Origin of the sequence: Hymenobacter piscis, from assembly GCF_018760735.1 — a bacterium.
GTDB classification, from domain to species: domain Bacteria; phylum Bacteroidota; class Bacteroidia; order Cytophagales; family Hymenobacteraceae; genus Hymenobacter; species Hymenobacter piscis.
Genome location: NZ_JAHHZN010000009.1, coordinates 155909 through 176385 on the forward strand (window position 1 = coordinate 155909; position 20477 = coordinate 176385).

Sequence of the window (20477 nt, forward strand, 5' to 3'; positions counted from 1 at the left end):
GTAACGCCAGTCGTTATTACTCGTTCGGAATCAGTTTCAGCAGCTCGTTCACGATGGTAGCCGTGGCCTGCGGGCGGGCCAGCTGGCGGATGTTGGTGGTCAGCTGCTGCTGACGCACCGGGTCCTGGAGCAGGGCCAGGGCCTGGTCGTAGAGGGTGGCGGCGGCTTCCGAGTCGCGGACGAGCAGGGCGGCGGCGCGGGTGCTCAGGGCCAGGGCGTTCTTGGTCTGGTGGTCTTCGGCCACGTTGGGCGAAGGCACCAGGATGCTGGGCTTACCCGTGAGGCACAACTCCGACACCGACAGGGCCCCGGCCCGGCTCACCACCACGTCGGCGGCGGCGTAGGCCAGATCCATGCGCCGGATGAACTCGTGGGCGTGCAGGCCGGCTTCGCGGAAGGGCGCGGCCTGCTGTTCGGCCTGGGGGAAGTAGAGCTTGCCGGTTTGCCAGAGCAGCTGCACGCCGGCCGCCTGCAGGCGGGTCAGCGCGGCGGCCGTGGCCTGGTTGAGGGTGCGGGCCCCCAGGCTCCCCCCGATGACCAGCAGCACGGGCCGGGTGTCATCAAGCCCGAAAAAGGCCCGGGCTGCGGCGCGCTGGCCATCGGCCATTTCGGTGCGCACGGGGTTGCCGGTGAGCACAAGGCGGTCGGCGGGGAAGAACTTGTCCATGCCTTCGTAGGCCACGCAGATGCGCTGCACGCGCCGGGCCAGCAGCTTGTTGACGAGGCCGGCGTAGGAGTTCTGCTCCTGAATCAGGGCCGGAATGCCGCGGGAGGTGGCCGCCAGCAGCACTGGCGCCGAGGCGTAGCCGCCCACGCCCACCACGGCATCGGGCCGGAAATCCTCAATAATTTTGCCCGCCTTGCGCACGGCCCGCATCACCTTGATGGGGAACAGCAGATTTTTGGGCGTGAGGCTGCGCTGCAGGCCCGCAATATCGAGGCCCACGATGTGGTAGCCGGCCTCGGGCACGCGGGTCATTTCCATGCGGCCGTTGGCTCCCACGAACAGGATTTCCGCATTGGGGCGGCGGCGGCGGACTTCGTTGGCAATGGCTACCGCCGGGAAAATGTGCCCCCCGGTACCCCCGCCGCTGATGATGAGTTTCATTGTTTTAGTTGTCAGTTACTAGTTGTCAGTTATTAGGTTTATAAAAGCTTAACAATTGCCCAATCACTTGACTGACAACCATAAACCATCAACTGACAACTAAAAAAATCAGGCGTACTGCGACACTTTCGGGATACGGGGCGTGTCGGCGGGCTCACCGGCCATAGGGCGGATTTCCCGCTCGCCCCGGCTCACCGCCAGGATGATGCCGATGCTGATGCCAGTGAAAATGAGCGACGTGCCTCCCATGCTCAGCAGGGGCAACGGCAGCCCGGTAATCGGACCCAGGCCCACGGCCACGCCCATGTTCACCATGGCCTGCAGCACCAGACTGAACGTGATGCCCGCCGAGAGCAGCCCCCCAAAGGCCCCGTAGCTGTTCATCACCGTTTTCAGCCCCCGGTACAGGAAGGCCAGGTACAGAAACAGCACCACCACGCCCCCGAACAGACCGTATTCCTCGATGATGATGGCGTAGATGAAGTCGGAATACGGGTGGGGCATGATGTTGCGCTCGGTGCTTTTGCCGGGTCCCTTGCCAAATAGCCCCCCGGTGGCCTCGGCAATGTAGGCGTGCTCGAGCTGGAAGGGCACGGGCTTGCTCTTGTCGGTGAAGCTTTCAATGCGCGACTGCACTGTTTTCCAGCGCTGCCCGGCTACCAGCCCCACTCCCCCGATCACGACGCCAATGACTACCATCACGGCCATTTGCTTGAGCGGCACCCGCCCGATGAACATCAGCAGCAGGCAGGTGGCAAACAGCAGCAGGGCCGTGGAGGCGTTCGAGAGGATAATCAGCCCGCAAATGACGCCCACCCACAGCATTACCGGCAGCAGGGTGGTTTTGAAGTCGCCCACGTGCTGCTGGCGGCGGCTGAGCATGGAGGCTAAATGGGAAATCAGGGCCAGCTTGGCCAGGTCGGAGGGCTGGAAGGTTTGGTTGATGACGGGGATGGTGAGCCAGCGGGAGGCATCGTTGAAGGTGGTGCCGCCCATGAAGTAAGTGAACAGCAGCAGCGGCACCGACAGCAGCAGGGCGTAGAGCGAGATGCGCGAGTAGTAGCGGTAATCAATCCGGTGCGCCAGCCACATAAAGAACAGGCCCACAAAAATCAGGCTGGTGTGCTTCATGAGGAAGTACTCCGTGTTACCGCCCCGGCTTTTGTAAGCCAGCGTGCCCGTAGCCGAGTACACCACTGCAATGGAAATGAGCGAAAACAGCACCACGATGCCCCACAGAATAGGGTCGCCCTTGAGGTTTTTGCGCAGCCAGTTGGTTACAATCTCCATGAATCACTGATTTTCGTTGATTTCGTGCTGATTACACTACTTCAGTCTTGTCGGGGGCAGTACCTAACGCGGCCACGGCAGCCGCGAACTGCCGGCCGCGGTCTTCGTAGTTCCGGAACAGGTCGAAGCTGGCGCAGGCGGGCGAGAGCAGCACCACGTCGCCGGGGGCGGCGAGGGCGGCGGCCCGGCGCACAGCCGATTCCATGCTTTGGGTTTCTTCGAGATGAGGCACAATATCGCCAAAACCAGCCTTTAGCTTCTCGTTATCTACGCCAAGGCAAACCAGGGCCTTGACCCGCGACTTGGCCAGCGGCAGCAGGCTGGTGTAGTCGTTGCCCTTGTCGGTGCCGCCCGCAATCCACACAATAGGGGCCGTGATGCCGTCGAGGGCGTACCAGGCGGCTTCCACGTTGGTGGCCTTGCTGTCGTTGATGAAGCGGGTGCCATGCCGTTCGCCCACCAGCTGCAGGCGGTGGTCGGCGTTGCGGAAGGTGCTCAGCGCGGCCTCAATCTGGGCGGCTTCCAGCCCCGCCACGCGGGCGCAGAGCACGGCGGCCAGGGTGTTCTGGCGGTTGTGCTGACCGATGAGCGGGGAATTGGCGGTGCTCACGGTTTCAGTCTGGCTGTAGAAGCCCGGCAGCAAATCCAGGCGCACCCGCTGTTCTTCCTCGTAATAGCCGGCCAGATGGAAATCAGGGCGGTGGTGGAGGCTGAAGGGCAGCTGGCGCATGGGCCGCAGCGCACCCTTGAAGTAGCGCTGGATGGTTTCGTCGTCGGCGTTGTAGATGAAGAAGTTGCTGCTGTCCTGGCGCCGGGTGATGCGCAGCTTGGACTGGGCGTACTTTTCCAGCGAGTAGTCGTACCGGTCGAGGTGGTCGGGGGTGATGTTGAGCAGTACCGCTATCCAGGGCTGGAAATTAATGGTATCGTCGAGCTGGAAGGAGCTCAGCTCCACCACGTAGTAGTCGTGCTCGTCGGCCATGACCTGCTCGGCCAGGGAGTAGCCCACGTTGCCGGCCAGGCCCACCTTGAGGCCCGCTTCCTTGAGCAGGTGGTAAGTGAGCAGGGTGGTGGTGGTTTTGCCATTGGTGCCCGTGATGCAGATGCACTTTGCTTGCGTATAGCGTCCGGCCAGCTCAATTTCAGAAATGATGGGCGTGCCCTGGGCCCGCAGCGCCTGCACAACGGGCGCTTTTTCCGGGATGCCGGGGCTTTTCACTACCTCGTCGGCGGTCAGAATTTCTTCCAGCGTATGCTGGCTTTCCTCAAACCGGATGCCGGCCTGGGTTAGCTTCTGCTGGTAGCGGGGCTGAATCGGGCTCTTATCGGACACGAACACGGAGTGGCCCTTGGCCTGGGCCAGCAGCGCTGCCCCTACCCCACTCTCGCCGGCTCCTAGAATGACAATCTTAGACATGAGATTTGAGAACTTAGAGCCTAGAATTGAGAGCTTAGAGTTTAGAACTTAGAGCTTAGAGTTTAGAGCTTAGATGGGAGGAAGGGCAGCGTTGCCATTTCATCTTCCAAGCTTTGGCCTCTCCGTTCTTAGCTCTATGATCTAGGTTCTGAGCTCTCAATTCTGAGCTCTACTATTTAGCGCAGTTTCAAAGTTACTAGCGTCAGAACGGCCAGCATGATGCCCACAATCCAGAAGCGCGACACGATTTTGGATTCGTGGTAGCCCAGTTTCTGGTAGTGGTGGTGCAGCGGCGACATGCGCAGCAGGCGGCGGCCTTCGCCGTACTTCTTGCGCGTGTACTTGAAGTAGCTCACCTGCACCATCACGGAGAGATTTTCAATCAGGAACACCCCGCAGAGCACCGGAATCAGCAGCTCTTTGCGCACGATGAGGGCCAGCACGGCAATGATGCCGCCGATGGCCAACGAGCCCGTATCGCCCATGAAAACCTGGGCCGGGTAGCTGTTGTACCACAGAAAGCCCACGCAGGCTCCCACGAAGGCGGCGCAGAAAATAACCAGCTCGCCCGAGTTCGGGATAAACATGATGTCGAGGTAGTCGGCCAGCAGGGCGTTGCCGCTCACGAAGGCGAAAATGGCCAGCGTGGTGCCGATGATGGCCGAGGTACCTGCCGCGAGGCCGTCGAGGCCGTCGGTGATGTTGGCCCCGTTGCTGACGGCCGTGATGATGATGATGACGATGGGAATGTAGAAGAAGGCGTAGTACTCGTTGAAGAAGTCACCGGCCGTGGCGAACAGGTCGCCGTAGTTGAGCTCATTGTTCTTGAGAAACGGTACGGTGGTAATCATCAGCTTCACGTCCTGGTACACGCCGCTGGCGTCCACGGCCGAGAACGTGCCGTTGGCCAGCGCGTACTGGCGCACGGTTACGTCGTTGCTGAAGAACAGCACCCAGCCCACCGTGAGACCCAGGCCCACCTGGCCCAGAATCTTGAAGCGGCCGGCCAGTCCCTCCTTGTCCTTCTTGACTACCTTAATATAGTCATCCACGAAGCCGATCAGGCCCAGCCACACCGTGCTCACCAGCATCAGAATGATGTAGATGTTTTCGAGCTTGGCAAACAGCAGCACCGGTACCAGAATGGCCAGCAGAATAATGAGCCCGCCCATCGTGGGGGTGCCCTTCTTCTCGGCTTGGCCCTGGAGGCCCAAATCCCGGATGGTTTCCCCGATTTGCTGGCGCTGCAGCAGCCGGATCAGCGGGGCGCCGAAGTACTGGGCAATGATGAGGGAAGAGACAATGGCCAGCGCCGCCCGGAACGAGCTGTACTGCATTACCCCCGTACCCGGCACGTGGTGAACTTTGTAGAGGTAATTAAAGAAGTAGTACAGCATGGGCGCAACGGTCAGCAGTCGGGGTATGGAGGTTTTCGGACTGCAAAGGTTCGGTTTTTTGGGTTGGGGTCAAAGGTGAGTTATCAGTTGCTGGTTGTCAGTTGTCAGTTGTCAGAGGAACGTCATGCTGAGCGCAGGCGTAGCCGAAGTTGAAGCATCTCTACTGCTATGGTAATCCTGACGACGGCAACGAAGCGGTAGAGATGCTTCGACTTCGCTCCGCTGCGCTCAGCATGACGTTCCTCTGACAACCGACAACCAGCAACTAAAAACTCATTTCCCCAGCAGCTGAAACATGTCGGTCAGCACCTGCTTGTCGTCGAAGTCGGTTTTGACGCCGTTGATTTCCTGGTAGGTTTCGTGGCCTTTGCCGGCTACCAACACAATGTCGCCGGGCTGGGCCAGGGCCACGGCCGTTTTGATGGCTTCGCGCCGGTCGGCAATGGTAAGGACTTTACCCAGCGCGGCGGCCGGCACGCCGGTCTGCATCTGGGCCAGAATATCGGCGGGGTTCTCGAAGCGGGGGTTGTCGGAGGTGAGCACGGCCCGGTTGGAGAGCTCGGCGGCCAGGCGGGCCATGATGGGGCGCTTGGCCCCGTCGCGGTTACCGCCGCAGCCCACCACCGTAATCACCTGCTGGCTGGGCTGGCGGATGTCGGCAATGGTCTGGAGCACGTTTTCCAGCGCGTCGGGCGTGTGGGCGTAATCCACAATGCCCGTGACGCGCGTTTTCTCCGACACCACCGGCTCGAACCGGCCCGGGGCCGAGGTCAGGCCCGAAAGCACCGTGAGCACCTCCGTGGGGTCTTCGCCCAGCAGCACCGCCGTGCCGTAGATGGCCAGCAGGTTGTAGGCATTGAACACCCCGATGAGGCGGAACTGCACTTCCCGGCCCTCGATTTCGAGATGCAGACCGTGGACCGCGTTTTCCAGCAGCCGGGCCCGGAACTCGCCGTGGCCGCGCAAGGAGTACTGCTCCCGGCGGCCGGCCACGTTCTGCAGCATCACGGCCCCGCGCTTGTCGTCGGCATTGCTCAGGGCAAACCCCGACTTCGGCAGCATGTCAAAAAAGCCCTTTTTGGCCTTCAGGTAAGCATCGAAGGTGCCGTGGTAGTCGAGGTGGTCGTGGCTGAGGTTGGTGAACACCCCGCCCGCGAAGTGCAGGCCCGTAACGCGGTGCTGGACCACGGCGTGGGAGCTGACCTCCATGAACACGTGGGTGCAGCCGGCCTTCAGCATCCGGGCCAGCAGCTCATTGAGGCGGATAGCGTCGGGCGTGGTGTGGGTGCTCGGAATCACCTGCTCGTCAATCTGGTTCTGCACCGTGCTCAGCAGGCCGCAGTGGTAGCCCAGCTCCCGAAACAGCTTGTGGAGCATGGTGGCGCAGGTTGTTTTGCCGTTTGTGCCCGTAATGCCCACCAGTTGCAGCTGCCGGGAGGGGTGGCCGTAGAACTCGGCCGCCATCAGGGCCATGGCCCGGGCCGAATCGGCCACGCGCACGTAGCGGGTGGCCGGGTTGAGCTCGGCGGGCAGCTCCTCGCAGACCACCACGGCCGCCCCCTGCCCGGCCGCCTTGGCCATGAACTGGTGGCCATCGGTGGCCGTACCGCGCAGGGCGAAAAACACCGCGCCCGGCCCCGCCTGCCGCGAGTCGAGGGTGAGCGTATCCACGGTAACGTCCGGCGGGCCCGGCTGGTCGAGCACGGCTACGGCGGTCAGGAGTTGGGCAAGCGTGGTATTCTGGTTCAAGAGCAGTCTGGTATATCGTTCGTGTTACTTCCCGGGCTTCCCAGTTTCCCAGGGCTGAAGCCCTGGGCTACGTAGTGGGTCTTGGCTTCACCGCTGACTAGCCCAGGGCTTCAGCCCTGGGAATTCAGGGTGCCCCCGCCAGTACCGCCAGCGGCCTCGACTGGGTGCCGATGGGTTCGAGCTGGAGCACCACCGTGGTGCCGCGCCGGGCCGGCGTGCCGGCGGCCACCGACTGCGCCCGCACCCGGCCCGAGCCGATGCTGCGCACCCGCAGGCCCCGGTTTTCGAGCAGGAACAGGGCGTCGCGCAGGGTGAGGCCCTGCACGTTGGGCACCCGGCCAGGGCGCACGGGCATAGGCCGCAACAGCACGTCGGCCGAATCGGGGGCAGGGGCGGCGGCGGTGCGCACCCAGTCATCGGTGCCGGTGCTGCCCGCGTGGCGCACGCCCAGCTGGGCGAACATCATCGTCAGCTCGTCCTGCATGCCGGCCTGCACCAGGGGCACCCGCGACTTGCCCTGGGGGGCGCGGGCCAGCAGGGGGCGCTGGGAAGCCGCGTCGCGGGCCATGGCTTTGTCGGCCAGCTCCCGGAACACGGGCGCGGCCACGTCGGCCCCGTAGATGCGGCCGTTCTTGGGCGAGTCCACCACCACGATGCAGCTGTACTTGGGATTATCGGCCGGGAAGTAGCCGCAGAAGCTGGTGGAGTAGGTGCGGGTGTAGGCCCCGTTCTTGAACTTCCAGGCCGTGCCGGTTTTGCCCGCAATCAGGTAGTCGCGGCTGCGGATGCCGCGGGCGGTGCCGTGCTCCACCACGCCTTCCATCATGGCGCGCACCTTCTGCAGGGTTTCCTCGGAGCAGATTTTGGGGTTGAGCACCACGGGCTCAAACTGCTCAATCACCTTATCGGCCTGCTTGATTTGCTTGACAATCATGGGCTGCATTTTCACCCCGCCATTGGCCACGGCGTTGTAAAACGCCAGGGTTTGGAGCGGGGCCAGCTTGAGCTCGTAGCCGATGCTCATGGTGGTGAGCGAGGTGCGGCTCCAGCTCCGGTCGGTGGGGTCCTTGATGTAGGGGCGGGCCTCGCCGGCCATCTGGAAGCCCAGGGGCTTATCGAGCCCGAAGCGCTTGAGGTACTCGGTATATTTCTCGGGCTTCTTGTTGAAGATGCGGTCCGTGAGCTTGGCCACCCCAATGTTCGACGACTTCTCGAACACCTGCTGGAGCGTGATGCGGCCGTAGGGGTGGGAATCGGTTTTCACGGCGCCCCCGATTTTCAGCGAGCCGGTGCGGCCGGTGTTAATGGTGTCGGTGAGCTGCAGGCTGGGGTCTTCCTCGAAGGCGGCCATCATGGAGGCCAGCTTGAAGGTGGAGCCCGGCTCGGTGCGGCCCTGGTCGGCAATGGCGTAGTTGTAATCCTCGCGGTACACGCCCTCGGCCACCTTGCCCAGGTTGGCCACGGCCTTGATTTCGCCGGTCTTCACCTCCATCAGAATCACGGTGCCGTACTGGGCGTTGTTTTCCACCAGCGACTTATACAGGGCGTTTTCGGCCATGTCCTGGAGGTTGATGTCGAGGGTCGTTTTCACGTCGTAGCCGGGCTGGGGCTTCACCTCGGTGCCGTCGTAGATGGGCTTGTTGCCCCCGGGCAGGCGCTCAAACAGGGCCTCGCCGTCGCGGCCGGCCAGGTGGCGGTTGAAGGTAAACTCCAGGCCCGCCCCGTTCTTGTCTTCGTTGATAAAGCCGATGGTGCGCTGAGCCAGCCCGCCGAAGGGCCGGAAGCGTTTGTCCACCTTCTCAAAAATCACCCCGCCCCGGTTCTTGCCCTCCCGGAAAATGGGCCAGGTAGCCAGCTCCTTCTTCTCCTGGTAGTTAATCTGCTTGGAATTCAGTCGGATGTAGCGCGTTTTGCTTTTCGGATTGTGGGCATCCTTGAGCCGGCGGGAATATTCCTGTTTGCTCCGGTCGCCGAAGAAGCTGGCCAGCAGGCCGGCCAGGGAATCTACTTTCTGGTTGAACAGGTCGTCCTTTACCACGCTCGGGTCCCAGGCCACCCGGTAAAAAGGTAGGGAGGTGGCCATGATGCTTTCGTTATCGGAGTAGATGTTGCCCCGGGTGGCGAAAACGGGCTGGTACACGATGCGCCGCTCCTGCTCCAGGGCGCTCCAGCGGGCTCCTTCCTGAAACTGGATGTGGGCAATGCGCCACACAATGGCCGCCGAAAACAGGCAGACCCCCAGAAAGGCCAGCCGGATGCGGGTTACAATACTTTTTTTAACGTTTCCTTTCATTGCGGCGGTTGGCTGAACGATTGGAAGATGCGGCGGCCGGCACGGCCGGCTCGCCATTCACATCGGTGCCGATGGGCACGGGCGGCGCCCCTACCTCCACCGAGTCGCCGCCCAGGGCGGGCCCCACGGCGCGGCGCAGCGAGTCGGCGCGGGCGCGGGCGGTCATGGCCGCCACCGAGTCGGCCGTGAGCAGGGGCATGCGCTCGAGCTCGGCGGCGTCGAGGCCGCCGGCGGGCACGGCAATGCGGAAGGGCGGCGAGGAGCTTTCCACCAGCCCGTAAGCGGCCACTTTGCGGGCCACCTCGCTCTGCTTGCTGGCCTCCATGTAATCCGATTTGAGGGTGGTGTAGTCGGCGCGCAGGTCCTCGGTTTCAATTTTGAGCTTCTGAATACTGCGGTTCAGGCGCGTGGCGTAGTGCGTGTTGCCGATGTAAACCAGCGTCAGGAACATGACGAACAGCAGGTGGGGCAGGAACCGCACCGGCAGGCCCTCCCGAAACAGCCCGTCTACCCGCGTGACGCGCTCGAGCAGGGTGAACACGCTCCAGTTGCTGCGCTTTTCGGCCGCCGGCCGCGGCGGCCGCACGGGCCGGGGGGCGGGGGCCGCCGCGGGTTCCGGCCCGGCTACCGGCGGGCGCTCCGGCACCGGCTCCGCAGTGCGGGGCACGTTGGCGCGGGGCTGGCTGGCGGCAGGACGGACGGTGTTGGTGGCCATTCTTGTTCAAGTAAGAAGTAAGAACTGAGAATTAAGAGCTGAAAGCTTACGGTGCGCGTCAGTATCCAAAGCACCCGGCTATTGACGGGCAGCTTTGCAGCATTGACAATGGAAACTGTAATTCCTCATTCTTAATTGCTAATTCTTAATTGCGATGCGCAGCTTCGCGCTCCGGGCGCGGCTGTTGAGGGCAATTTCTTCGGGCGTGGCTTCCACGGGCTTGCGGGTGATTACCTCGAAGGGCAGGTCGGTGCGGCCGAACAGGTCCTTTTCGGCTTCGCCGTAGAACTTGCCCTTGGCCAGGAAATTCTTCACCAGCCGGTCTTCGAGGGAGTGGTAGCTCATGACCACCAGCCGCCCGCCGGGACGCAGCACCCGGGCCGTTTGCTCCAGCATCTCGCGCAGGGCCGCCATTTCGTCGTTGGCCTCGATGCGCAGAGCCTGGAAAACCTGGGCCAGGTACTTGTTTTCCTTGCCCCGGGGCGTGCAGGGCGCAATGGCCTTTTTGAGGCCCGCAATGGTCGTAATGGCCTGCCCGCGCCGGGCACTTACCACGGTGGCGGCCAGGGTGCGGGCGTTGGTTACCTCCCCGTACATACCAAAAATGCGGTGCAACTCGGCCTCCGGGTACTCATTAATAAGGTCAGCAGCCGAGGCGTCGCCACCGTCGGGGTCCATGCGCATGTCCAGGGGGCCGTCGAAGCGGGTGCTGAAGCCGCGCTCGGGCGTATCGAACTGGTGCGACGACACGCCCAGATCGGCCAGCAGGCCATCCACGGGCAGCACCCCGCGCTGGTTGAGCTCGGCGTGGAGGTGACGGAAGTTGCTGCGGATAAAGGTAAACTCCGGCCGGGCCAGCCGGGCGGCTTCGGCCTCGGCATCGGCATCCTGATCGAAGCTGAACAGGTGGCCGGGGTGCTGCAAACGCTCCAGGATGCGGGCCGAGTGGCCGCCGCCCCCGAACGTAACGTCGACATAGCGGCCGCCGGGTTGCAGGTCGAGCCCCTCTAGGCACTCGCGCAGCATCACGGGGCGGTGGTAGGCGGTATCGTTGGCGTACTCGTTCAAATCGTTGCTCATGCGGCCAGGGGGCCGAAAGGGCCGGTATCGGTGGTCAGAAATTTCTGGGCCAGCTTCGAGAAGCGCTGCTGGTCCTTGATGAGGAAGTCGTCGTAGCGGGTGGGGTCCCAGATTTCGCAGCGGTTGCCCAGGCCCACGATAATGGCTTCCCGCTCGATGCCGGCGTAGCGCAGCATGGTGCGCGGCAGCATAAACCGCCCGATGCTGTCGAGCTCCACCTCCGTCATGCCCCGGAAGAAGTTGCGCTGAAACTGGCGGTATTCCTCATTGAACTCGTCCAGGGCCATCACCTTCTCATGAATTACGCGCCAGGCTGCCCGTGGGTAGAGCACTAGGCAGGGCTCAAACCCGCGCACCAGCACCAGCTGGTTGCCGGAGGCTTCGGGCAGGTTGGCCTTCACCTTCGCCGGCAGCACCAGCCGACCTTTCGGGTCGAGCTTGCACTCGTATTCGCCGGAGAGCAACTGGTTCATAAGGGCGGGGTGCGGGGGCCATGGCAAGGGGATATAGCAAAAGTACGCAACCGCCCGGAAAAGGCCACCACGATTTACCATTTTCTACCACCCCCGACTATGCCCTTCACGCTATATACAGGCGGTTTTCCCGCTCTTCCACCCCGCAGCCACGCGACGGCCCGCCAGAATGACAGACGCCCGTCGGACAGCCACGCCGGCCGGAAGGACTGCTGGTGCCCAGCCGGTGAACCGGACTTTTGCACCTCCCGGACCCGGATTGCGCACGGTCCGTTCAGCCAGCACGTTGTATCTTTGGCACTGCTTATGAAACGTCCGTTCCGCCACCGGTTTTTCAGTGCCCTGCTGGCCCTGCTGGTGCTCACCGCCTCGGTGGGCCTCACGGTTCAGCAGCACACCTGCCGGCAGAGCGGACACCATTCGGCGGCCATTATCTTCCGGCCCGCGCACCACGGCTGCCCGCCGGCGGGACGGACGCCGGGCGTCCACCAGGCCGCCGCCCCCCAACTGACCAAAAGCTGCTGCGAGTTCGGGGCCCACTTCCACAAGCTCGACGCGCCCGCCGCCCAGCTCAGCTGGGTGAAAGCCCCGGCGCCGGCCCTGCTACCCCTGTGGCCCAGCGCGCCGGCGCCGGCCTTACGGGCTAACGCCACGGCCGAACCAGCCGCCCGCTGGTTTGCAGCCGACTCGTCCCCGCCTCCGCTGGGGGGCCGCGCCCTGCTCACGTTCGTGGGCGTACTGGTAGTCTAGCGTTTCTTCCGTGGGCTTCCGCTTGGCAGCGGAAGCCGGCCGTGCCCGTGGGGGCGGCCCGTTTACTTCGGCAAGAACCGCTAACTTCCTCTTCCTATGCTTTTTCCTGACCGGCTCCGCCGGGTGCTCACCGTAGCCGGCCTCGTGCTGGGTCCCGCGGCCCGCGCCCAGTCGCCCGATGCCAGTGTGGCCCCCGTACGCGGCCTCGTACTCGATGCCACCACCAGCGCGCCCGTACCCGGGGCCGTGGTGCGCTGGCTCAGCACCACGGCCGGTGCCACCACTACCGATGCCCAGGGCGCCTTTTCCCTGGTGCGCCCGGCCGGCTCCGACAACCGCCTCATCCTTAATTTCCTGGGGTACCTGGCCGATACGGTACGCGCCGGCGGCGGTTACCTGCGCGTGCCGCTGCGCCGCTCAGCCGAGCTGGGCGAGGTGAAAGTGGAAGCCCGGGCCTTGGCTTACTCGGCCCTCACTCCCACCAATACCCAGGTCATCAGCAGCCGCGACCTGACCAAATCGGCCTGCTGCAACCTGGCCGAAAGCTTCGAAACCAACGCCTCGGTAGAAGTTTCGACCACCGACGCCGTGTCGGGGGCCAAGCAGATTCAGCTCCTGGGGCTCGACGGTGCTTACTCCCTGCTGACGGTGGACAACCTGCCCGCCCTGCGCGGCCTGGCCACGCCTTACCGCCTCAACTACCTGGCGGGTCCCTGGATTGAGGGCATCGACATTATCAAGGGCATGGGCTCGGTGGTGAATGGCTACGAAAGCATTTCGGGCCAGGTCAACATCCGCCTCAAGGAGCCCGACAAAGCCGACCGCCTGCACTTCAACGCCTACGTCAACGACCTGGGCAAATTCGATCTGAACCTGAACCTGGCCCACCGGCTCAGCTCCAAGGTGAGTACCACCCTGCTGCTGCACACCGACCACCTGGGCCGCCGCGCCGACCGCAACGACGACGGGTTCCTGGATCTGCCCCTGGCCACCCAGTACAACCTGTTCAACAAGTGGAAGTACCTTTCCGGCAAGGGTCTGGTGATGGAAATCGGGCTGGGGGGCCTGCGCGAAACCCGCCAGGGCGGCCAGCTGGGCTACCGCCCCGAGGCGCCCGGCAGCTTCTACGGCACCACCCAGGCCACCGACCGCTACACCGGCTACGCCAAAACCAGCTACACCTGGGCCGGCCGGCCCTACCAGAGCCTAGGCCTGCTGCTCTCGGCCACCGACCACGACTTCACCTCCCGCTACGGCCTGCGCACCTACGACGGCACCCAGCGCACCGGCCTGGCTACCCTGCTCTTCCAGAGCATCATCGGGACCACGGCCCATACCTACCGCACCGGCCTGAGCTTTCTGCACGACGACTACCGGGAAGTATACCGCACCGGCTTTTTGTACCCCGGCGAAACGCCCCAGCAACGCTTTGACCGGGAAAACCGCCGCCGCCGCGAGCAGGTGCCCGGGGTATTCGCCGAGTATACTTACCAGAACGCGCGCAACCTCACGCTGGTCACGGGCCTGCGCCTCGACCGCCACAACCTCTATGGCTGGCTGCTCACGCCCCGCCTCAACGTGAAGTACGACGCCACCCGGAACACGGTGCTGCGCCTGGCCGCCGGCCGGGGCCTGCGCACGGCCAACCCGCTGGCCGAAAACTCGGGCATGCTGGTCAGCTCCCGCGAATTCGTTATCAGCCCCGGGCTGCGGCCCGAAACGGCCTGGAACGTGGGCGGCTCGTTTACCCAGTACTTCAATGCCTTCGGGCGACCGGGCACCTTCATCACCGATTACTACCACACCGAATTCCAGAACCAGGTGGTAGCCGACCCCTACACCGACCCGGCCCAGCTGCTCATCGGCAACCTGGAGCCGGGTGGGCGCAGCTACTCGCGCAGCTTCCAGGCCGAAGTGCAGGTGGAACCCGTGAAGGGCCTCCAGGCTAAGGCCGCCTACAAGTACCTGGATGTGCAGACCACCTACGCCGGCCAGCTGCTGCCCCGGGTGCTCACGCCCCGCAACCGCCTGTTCCTGAACCTGGCCTACGCCACAGCCTTCGATAAGTGGCGCGCCGACCTCACGGTGCAGGGCTACGGCCGCCGGCCCCTGGCCCATGAGCCTGGCAGCCCCGGCCACCAGCACGGCTCCGGCGAAGCGACCCTGCCCCGGAGTCCGCGCTACGCCCTGCTCAATGCCCAGCTCACCCGGGCCTTCAAGCGCTGGGAGGTGTACGCCGGGGTCGAGAACCTGACCAACTGCCGCCAGCCCAACCCCATTCAGGGCGCCTACGCTCCGTTTGGTCCTGATTTTGATGCGGCCATGATCTGGGGCCCGGTGTACGGCCGCCTCACCTACCTGGGCATGCGCGTAACGCTGCCCTAACCCTTCTTTTCGTCCTGCGGGGCACTTTTACCGTCACTTTCTTTGTTTTCTTGCCATGAAATTCTTTGCCTCCCTCCTGCTCTCCGGCGGCCTGCTGCTGACCTCGGCCGGCGCTTTCGCCCAGACTGCGGCCAAAACCAAAGGCCCTGCTACCGAAACGCTTCAGCTCAAGACCTCCGCCGTCTGCGACATGTGCAAGGCCCGCCTCGAAAAGTCGCTGGCTTACGAGAAAGGTGTGCAGCAGGCCAGCCTCGACGTACCCAGCAAAGTCCTGACCGTCACCTACCGCCCCGACAAAACAACTCCGGAAGCGCTGCGCTCCGCCGTTCAGAAAACCGGCTACGACGCCAACGACCAGACCGCCGACGCCCGCGCCTATGAGCGGCTGCCGGAGTGCTGCAAGAAAACCAACAGCACCCACTAACGCCGCGCCCTTTCATTCAAAAGCCCTCTGAAAATCGTTTCAGGGGGCTTTTTCGGTACTACAGGCTGGGCTGTTCCGTTTTTTGGGGCGGAGTTGTCTTGCAGTTGCGCGCTCAGGCCAGGGCCACCGCGCCGGCCATCTGCACTTCAAACTGCAGGTTGACCCGGAAATCGAGGGAACGACTAAGCCGCCGACGGTTGGTGCCCGAAATTTCGAGCATGAAGGACTCGGCACGCAGGTATTCCAGCAGGTTAGGTTGGCCCAGCAACTCCATATTTATCTGCGCCGGCTTGATGTGGGCGGGCCCGAAGGTGGCAATGGGTACCTTGCGGCTGTTGGCCGTCAGGAAACAGTTGCCGCGCTCCAGGGCGCCCAGCGTGGGAGTTCCCCGCCCGATGGCCTGGTCGGCTTCGGGCACCCAGCTGAGCGTGGCCTGCCGCAGCAGTACGGCCTGAACGGCCGGGTGCGTGAGGGTGGCCAAACAGGGCAACGAGCCCGGCAGCGTGGCCTCGCAGAGGAAAATCAGGTCCATGCCCGGATCGATGCGCAGGTTGATGGCCCGCTTGCTAAGCCCGAAAGCTGTATGCAGGGAGCGGCGCACGCCTTCGTGATGGGCGATAGTGAGTGCTACACCCAGTTCCAGGGGCGGAGCGTTGGAAAGGGGGGTGAGTGAAGCATTTTTCATGAGCGGCAGGTGTGTGGACAGGACAGGACGGACTACTGGGAAGGCAGCTTCAGCACGTACTCATAAAGTTCTCTAGCCTTCTACGTAATCTAAGCAAATAACTAATTATCAACCTATTAATTATATATCAGTTCTTCTAAGAAGTAGACCAATGGCGGCGTGAAGTCGACCGAAATTGTTTTCTTTCAATAATTTATTATACAATTCATTTTTATCCTTTTATATTCACTGCCCTACCTCCCCCCTTAGCTCCTCCGCATGAAGATTTCGTGCCTGCTCCTTGACGACGACCCGCTGGTACTGGACCTGTTGCAGGCGTACATCGCCATGACGGACACGCTGGACGTGAAAGCGGCCTTCACCGATCCGCTGGAAGCCCACCGCTACCTGACGGAACATCCGGTGCAGGTCCTGTTTTCCGACGTCACGATGCCCCACTTGTCGGGAATTGACTTGGTGCGCTCCCTGCAACAGCCCCCGTTGGTAGTCCTGATGACGGCCCATCCGCAATATGCCATGGAGGGCTTCAACCTCGATGTTATCGACTTTCTGCTCAAGCCTATTTCCCTCGACCGGTTTCTGAAGGCCGTGAGCAAGGTGGCCGGTATTCTGCGCGTGAACATGGCCCAGCCGGACATGCAGAACGACACGCTCACGGGCTGGGGCTCGTTTTTCATCCGGACCGACGCGCAGTTCGTGCGCCTGCACTACCGGGAGGTGCTCTACATCGAGGCCCTCAAGGATTTCACCAAAATCAATACTGCCGATGGCCGCACTCACCTTACGCTGGTGAATCTGAAAAATCTGGAAGAACAGCTTCCGCCCGGCCTGTTTATACGTACCCACCGCTCCTACCTGGTCAATGCTGCCCGGATTGATTCCATGAGCAGTCTGGAGGTGAAGGTGGGCGGCCGGGCCCTGCCCCTGGGCCAGACGTACCGGGAGCGGGTCACGGAGCGCATTGTCAACCACTCCCTCATTCGCCGCCAGCAGTAGTTCTGCGGTTACAGCAGGAATTTTACTTGGTTCGCCAGAGGCGCCACCAGGGCAGATAGGGCTGGTCGTGGTGCTCGTAGTGGTAGCCGAAGAAGTAGCAGCTCACGAAGGCCCACAGGTGGTGGCGAAACTGACTGCGTGCCTTGTGCAGGTTGTCGGGGGCGTGCTCGCCACGGTGGGGCAGGTAGGTACCGAAGAAGAACAGCTGCAACGTGGCCAGTACGGCCGGCAGCATCCAGAAGGTAATTACGTTGGCCTGCGGGAAAAACAGCTTGAGCACGTTGTACGTGACGGCCATCAGCACTACCTGGCCCAGCGTGACGTAGTTCCAGGCGAAGCGCGCAAACCAGGGCAGAAAACCCGGGTGGCGGCCGTCGTGAAAGTCGGGGTCGTGCTCGGTAGCCACGTGGCGGTGGTGGGCATGGTGCTTGGGTAGCATCCCCGGGAACCAGTTGAAGGCAAACAAACCCGCCGTGAGCAGGCCCAGGGCATTGTTGAGCCACTTGCGCGGGCTCACCACGCCGTGCATGGCATCGTGGGCCGTGATAAAAAGGCCCGTATAAAGGTGGGTCTGCAATAACGCCAGCAGGTAGGGCCAGGGCGTACGCCAGTCGGGCTGGTAAAAGGCCAGCAGAAACGTCAGCAGCCCGGCCCAGCTCCCGATGATGAGCAGTGCCGCCAGCACCCCCCATCCGCCCAGCGGCGCGGGCTTTACCCGGGCCGGGCGGACCGGGGCCGGGTGGCTGGCGGCAACCGCCGCCCCGCTAACAGGATGCATCAACTCACTCATTCGCTCAATCACTCATTCCCGGTTTCACAGCGCCAGCAGGGCGTCGCGAACCTGCTCCATCTGCCACATGGGCGTGCTGGTGGCGCCACAAATTCCCACACTCTGGCCCGCCTCAAACCAGCCCGGGCACAAATCGTCCACCTTGGAAATGAAGTGGGTAGCCGGGTTGGTATCCTTGCAGACCTGGTAGAGCACCTTCCCATTGGAACTCTTGGTGCCCGACACGAACACGACCTGATCGAACTGAGCCGCGAAACGGCGCAGGTCTTTGTCGCGGTTACTCACCTGGCGGCAGATGGTGTCGTTGGCATTCACCTCGTAGCCGCGCTGCTCCAGCTCGGTTTTGATGCGGTAAAAGGAGTCGGTGCTCTTAGTGGTCTGGCTGTAGAGGGTCAGGCGGGCGGGCAACTCGTGGCCCAGCAACTCTTCCAGGTTCTCAAATACCACGGCCTGGCCGCTGGTCTGGCCCAGCAGGCCGCGCACTTCGGCGTGGCCGTGCTTGCCGTAGATGAAAATCCGGTCCTGCTTGTCGTAGCTGGTTTTGATGCGGTTCTGGAGCTTGAGCACTACCGGGCAGGACGCATCAATGAGGGTCAGCTCGTTTTCCATGGCCATCTGGTAGGTGCTGGGCGGCTCCCCGTGGGCCCGGATGAGCACGGCCTCCTGCCGCAACGCGGCCAGCTGCTCGTAATCGATGATGCGCAGCCCGCGCCGTTCCAGGCGCTCTACTTCCTCGTCATTATGAACAATGTCGCCCAGGCAATACAAGTAACCCTGCTCATCAAGCAGGTCCTCGGCCATTTGAATGGCATAGATGACGCCGAAGCAAAAGCCGGAATTGGGGTCGATACGGACGCTCAGGTGGTGCGGCATAGCTAACGAAGTAACCCGACAAGCCCCCGGAAGGTTGCTTTAGCCGGAAGATAGAGCAGAAACCGGAAAAAGCCCGTTGGTGTTTAACGGGCCTCCCCAGTTCCGGCGCTTAAAATGAGCCGAAAGCCTGCTGCTGCTCCAGGTCGCGGATGACGCGCTCTTCGGTGGGAGAAGCGCGCAGCACTTCCCGGCTACGCCAGAACTCGGGGTCGTAGCGCTGCTTACGGGCCTGTTTGAGGTCGTTGTAGTTGATGCCGGTTGGCTTGTAGCCCTTGCCTTCGTGTCCGGGAGCGTAGTTGTAGAAGAACAGATTGCCGCTTACCGTGGTCGTATCGGTCTGGTTTTGGTACCGCAGCACAATGCGCTGGTCGGCCCGCACGGACTGCAAGCGGCTCAGCGAATCCTGGTAGGGCACGAAATCGGTTGTCATGCGCATGGTCTGGGAGTCGAGGCTGGTGCCTTCGCCAAACTGCAGCGTCATGAGGTTGGCAATGGGCACGTGGCTTTCCACCCGCCGCAGCGCGGCCGTGTTCAGGTCGAGGTAGAGCGTGCCGGTGAGGGCCGCCTGGCCCAGCTCAGGCCGGGGCGCAAAGTCGATAACGGCCGTTTCCTCATGGCCATTACGCAGCACTTCCCGCAGCTGAAACGAGAACTGCTCGGCCGCGCGTGGCCCCAGCGGCACGGCCACCGTTTTGGGGCTGGGTTTGGGTTCGTACACCGGAATCAGCCGTAACGCGGCCGAAAAATTGGTCATTTCCACGCCGGTATCTTCGGCTACCTGGCCAAAGCGGGCCTGGTCCAGCATCCAGCCATTGATACCTTCGGGCGTGAAGCGCACATCGTAGTACGCGTCCAGAAACTCCGTATACCGGCCGTTATGGCGCTGTTTCTGGCGGTAGAAGGCCTGGCCGTAACTTACCTGGCGCCGATGCCGGGCCAGCTTGGCACTGGCCCGCTGCACCAGCTCGGTGGCTATCTGCTGGGGGTTGCGCACCCGCACTTCGGGCAGGGCCACGGCGCTGGCCCGCAGCCGGATGACGAGCGGCGCGCTGGCACTGGCAACCGGCTGCGTCACCGGCTCGAAGCCCAGGCTGCTAAACTTGAGCTGCTGGGGCAGGCGCGGCACCCGCAGCAGAAACTCGCCCGCCTCGTTGGTGGCGGTGCCTACTTCGGCCCCCTCTACGCCCACGCTGGCGTAGGGCACGGGCTGGTTTTTCTCGTCCAGGACCCGCCCTTTGAGCAAAATCTGCTGGCCGTAGGTATAGCTGCTCACCAGAGCAAGCAGGAGAAACAGTAAAATAGATTTCATAAAGCAAGGAGAAACAACTCGGAGATAGACCCACGGTACGAAAAACGGCTCCGCAAGGTCCGGACGGACGTTACGGAGCCGTAGTAACCGGCCGGCCGGCCAACCACTACAGCCGGGCCAGCTTCTGGGCGTCGTCGTCGGAAACGTGGCCGCGCTGCACCAGAAAGTCGCGTACCAGCCCAAACGACTCGGCGTCGAGGCCCGACTTGGGATGGTTGAGCAGGGTGCGGACCAGAAACTGACGGTCTTCCTCTACGTGCTGGCTCAGGTTGAGAAAGCCGGGCAGATTGCTTTCCACGCTCAGGCGCAGAAACCGCACTTCGGCATTGTCGGCGTCGAGCTTCACGGCCTGGTCGAACTGCTTGCTGGCCTGCTGCACGTAGGTGAGCTTGTTGAACATGGAGGCGTCGCGGGCCCGGATGGCTTCGGCGGCCGCTTTGTAGGCCAGCACTACGGCGTCCTGCTGGGTGTAGGCAGCCATGAGCTTGTGGAATTTCTCGCCGGCTTCTTTACTGGTGGCCGCCTGCTGATAGTGGCGGCGGAGCTGATGAACGGAATACGGGTTGGCTTCGGTTGGCACGAGGGTGGAAAAAGTCAGAAGGAAAATCAGGAACAGGGAGCGAATCACGGAGTTGAACGGAAGTTAGCGTCATAAAGATGACCGGCCGCGGCCGGTAGTCGGGCCGGCCTGCTTCAATTATGACGCCAAATAGCGAAATTCTGACCGTTTCCTCCCCTGCCCC

18 protein-coding genes are annotated in these 20477 nt (G+C 62.9%); 4 read left to right on the forward strand and 14 right to left on the reverse strand.

Annotated features, from left to right (window positions below; genetic code table 11):
- Positions 1-16: 16 nt before the first annotated feature.
- The 9 genes from murG to mraZ all read right to left on the reverse strand — a co-directional run bounded on the left by murG (position 17) and on the right by mraZ (position 11522).
- Positions 17-1108 (reverse strand): undecaprenyldiphospho-muramoylpentapeptide beta-N-acetylglucosaminyltransferase, encoded by a 1092-nt coding sequence (gene murG, locus KLP40_RS11895; RefSeq protein WP_215594000.1) that lies wholly within the window; start codon positions 1106-1108, stop codon positions 17-19.
- 108 nt (positions 1109-1216) lie between these two features.
- A complete protein-coding gene (locus tag KLP40_RS11900) occupies positions 1217-2398 on the reverse strand; it encodes an FtsW/RodA/SpoVE family cell cycle protein (protein ID WP_215594001.1) in 1182 nt (393 codons plus the stop codon).
- Positions 2399-2429: 31 nt separating this feature from the next.
- Positions 2430-3815 (reverse strand): UDP-N-acetylmuramoyl-L-alanine--D-glutamate ligase, encoded by a 1386-nt coding sequence (gene murD / locus KLP40_RS11905; RefSeq protein ID WP_215594002.1) that lies wholly within the window; start codon positions 3813-3815, stop codon positions 2430-2432.
- A gap of 176 nt (positions 3816-3991) precedes the next feature.
- Entirely contained in the window at positions 3992-5212 is a 1221-nt protein-coding gene (gene mraY / locus KLP40_RS11910; RefSeq protein ID WP_215594003.1) for a phospho-N-acetylmuramoyl-pentapeptide-transferase, read from the reverse strand.
- A gap of 273 nt (positions 5213-5485) precedes the next feature.
- Positions 5486-6961 carry a UDP-N-acetylmuramoyl-L-alanyl-D-glutamate--2,6-diaminopimelate ligase gene (locus KLP40_RS11915; RefSeq protein WP_215594004.1) on the reverse strand — a complete coding sequence of 492 codons (1476 nt, stop codon included), beginning with the start codon at positions 6959-6961 and terminating at the stop codon, positions 5486-5488.
- Between the two features lie 124 nt (positions 6962-7085).
- Positions 7086-9254, reverse strand: coding sequence for a penicillin-binding protein (locus KLP40_RS11920; RefSeq protein WP_215594005.1), 2169 nt, complete (start codon positions 9252-9254; stop codon positions 7086-7088).
- Positions 9238-9969, reverse strand: coding sequence for an FtsL-like putative cell division protein (locus KLP40_RS11925; protein WP_215594006.1), 732 nt, complete (start codon positions 9967-9969; stop codon positions 9238-9240). The genes KLP40_RS11920 and KLP40_RS11925 overlap by 17 nt, the downstream gene beginning before the upstream one ends.
- A 138-nt stretch (positions 9970-10107) precedes the next feature.
- A complete protein-coding gene (gene rsmH / locus KLP40_RS11930; protein ID WP_215594007.1) occupies positions 10108-11049 on the reverse strand; it encodes a 16S rRNA (cytosine(1402)-N(4))-methyltransferase RsmH in 942 nt (313 codons plus the stop codon).
- A complete protein-coding gene (mraZ, locus tag KLP40_RS11935; protein WP_215594008.1) occupies positions 11046-11522 on the reverse strand; it encodes a division/cell wall cluster transcriptional repressor MraZ in 477 nt (158 codons plus the stop codon). Before mraZ ends, rsmH begins: the two co-directional genes overlap by 4 nt.
- 306 nt (positions 11523-11828) lie before the next feature.
- On the opposite strand from mraZ, the gene KLP40_RS11940 reads away from it, so the two are divergent.
- From KLP40_RS11940 to KLP40_RS11950, 3 genes are all read left to right on the forward strand, one after another.
- Positions 11829-12272: a hypothetical protein gene (locus KLP40_RS11940; protein WP_215594009.1), complete on the forward strand. Its 444-nt coding sequence runs from the start codon at positions 11829-11831 to the stop codon at positions 12270-12272.
- A gap of 96 nt (positions 12273-12368) precedes the next feature.
- On the forward strand, positions 12369-14657 hold the full coding sequence (locus KLP40_RS11945) for a TonB-dependent receptor plug domain-containing protein (RefSeq protein WP_215594010.1): 2289 nt from the start codon (positions 12369-12371) through the stop codon (positions 14655-14657).
- Between the two features lie 55 nt (positions 14658-14712).
- Positions 14713-15081, forward strand: a complete 369-nt coding sequence (locus KLP40_RS11950; RefSeq protein WP_215594011.1) for a heavy-metal-associated domain-containing protein — start codon at positions 14713-14715, stop codon at positions 15079-15081.
- A 112-nt stretch (positions 15082-15193) separates the two neighbouring features.
- Here the strand turns inward: KLP40_RS11950 and KLP40_RS11955 are convergent, their stop codons facing one another.
- The gene (locus KLP40_RS11955; protein ID WP_215594012.1) at positions 15194-15766 is read right to left on the reverse strand and encodes a hypothetical protein; all 573 of its coding nucleotides are present in this window, start codon (positions 15764-15766) and stop codon (positions 15194-15196) included.
- A 258-nt stretch (positions 15767-16024) separates the two neighbouring features.
- Here KLP40_RS11955 and KLP40_RS11960 point away from each other — a divergent pair, with 258 nt between their 5' ends.
- On the forward strand, positions 16025-16762 hold the full coding sequence (locus tag KLP40_RS11960; RefSeq protein WP_215594013.1) for a LytR/AlgR family response regulator transcription factor: 738 nt from the start codon (positions 16025-16027) through the stop codon (positions 16760-16762).
- Between the two features lie 22 nt (positions 16763-16784).
- Here the strand turns inward: KLP40_RS11960 and KLP40_RS11965 are convergent, their stop codons facing one another.
- The 4 genes from KLP40_RS11965 to KLP40_RS11980 all read right to left on the reverse strand — a co-directional run bounded on the left by KLP40_RS11965 (position 16785) and on the right by KLP40_RS11980 (position 20362).
- The gene (locus tag KLP40_RS11965) at positions 16785-17540 is read right to left on the reverse strand and encodes a fatty acid desaturase (protein WP_215594014.1); all 756 of its coding nucleotides are present in this window, start codon (positions 17538-17540) and stop codon (positions 16785-16787) included.
- Positions 17541-17576: 36 nt separating this feature from the next.
- The gene (locus KLP40_RS11970) at positions 17577-18425 is read right to left on the reverse strand and encodes a 4-hydroxy-3-methylbut-2-enyl diphosphate reductase (protein WP_215594015.1); all 849 of its coding nucleotides are present in this window, start codon (positions 18423-18425) and stop codon (positions 17577-17579) included.
- A 109-nt stretch (positions 18426-18534) separates the two neighbouring features.
- Entirely contained in the window at positions 18535-19734 is a 1200-nt protein-coding gene (locus KLP40_RS11975; RefSeq protein WP_215594016.1) for a carboxypeptidase-like regulatory domain-containing protein, read from the reverse strand.
- A gap of 106 nt (positions 19735-19840) precedes the next feature.
- Entirely contained in the window at positions 19841-20362 is a 522-nt protein-coding gene (locus KLP40_RS11980; RefSeq protein ID WP_215594017.1) for a hypothetical protein, read from the reverse strand.
- Positions 20363-20477: the final 115 nt, after the last annotated feature.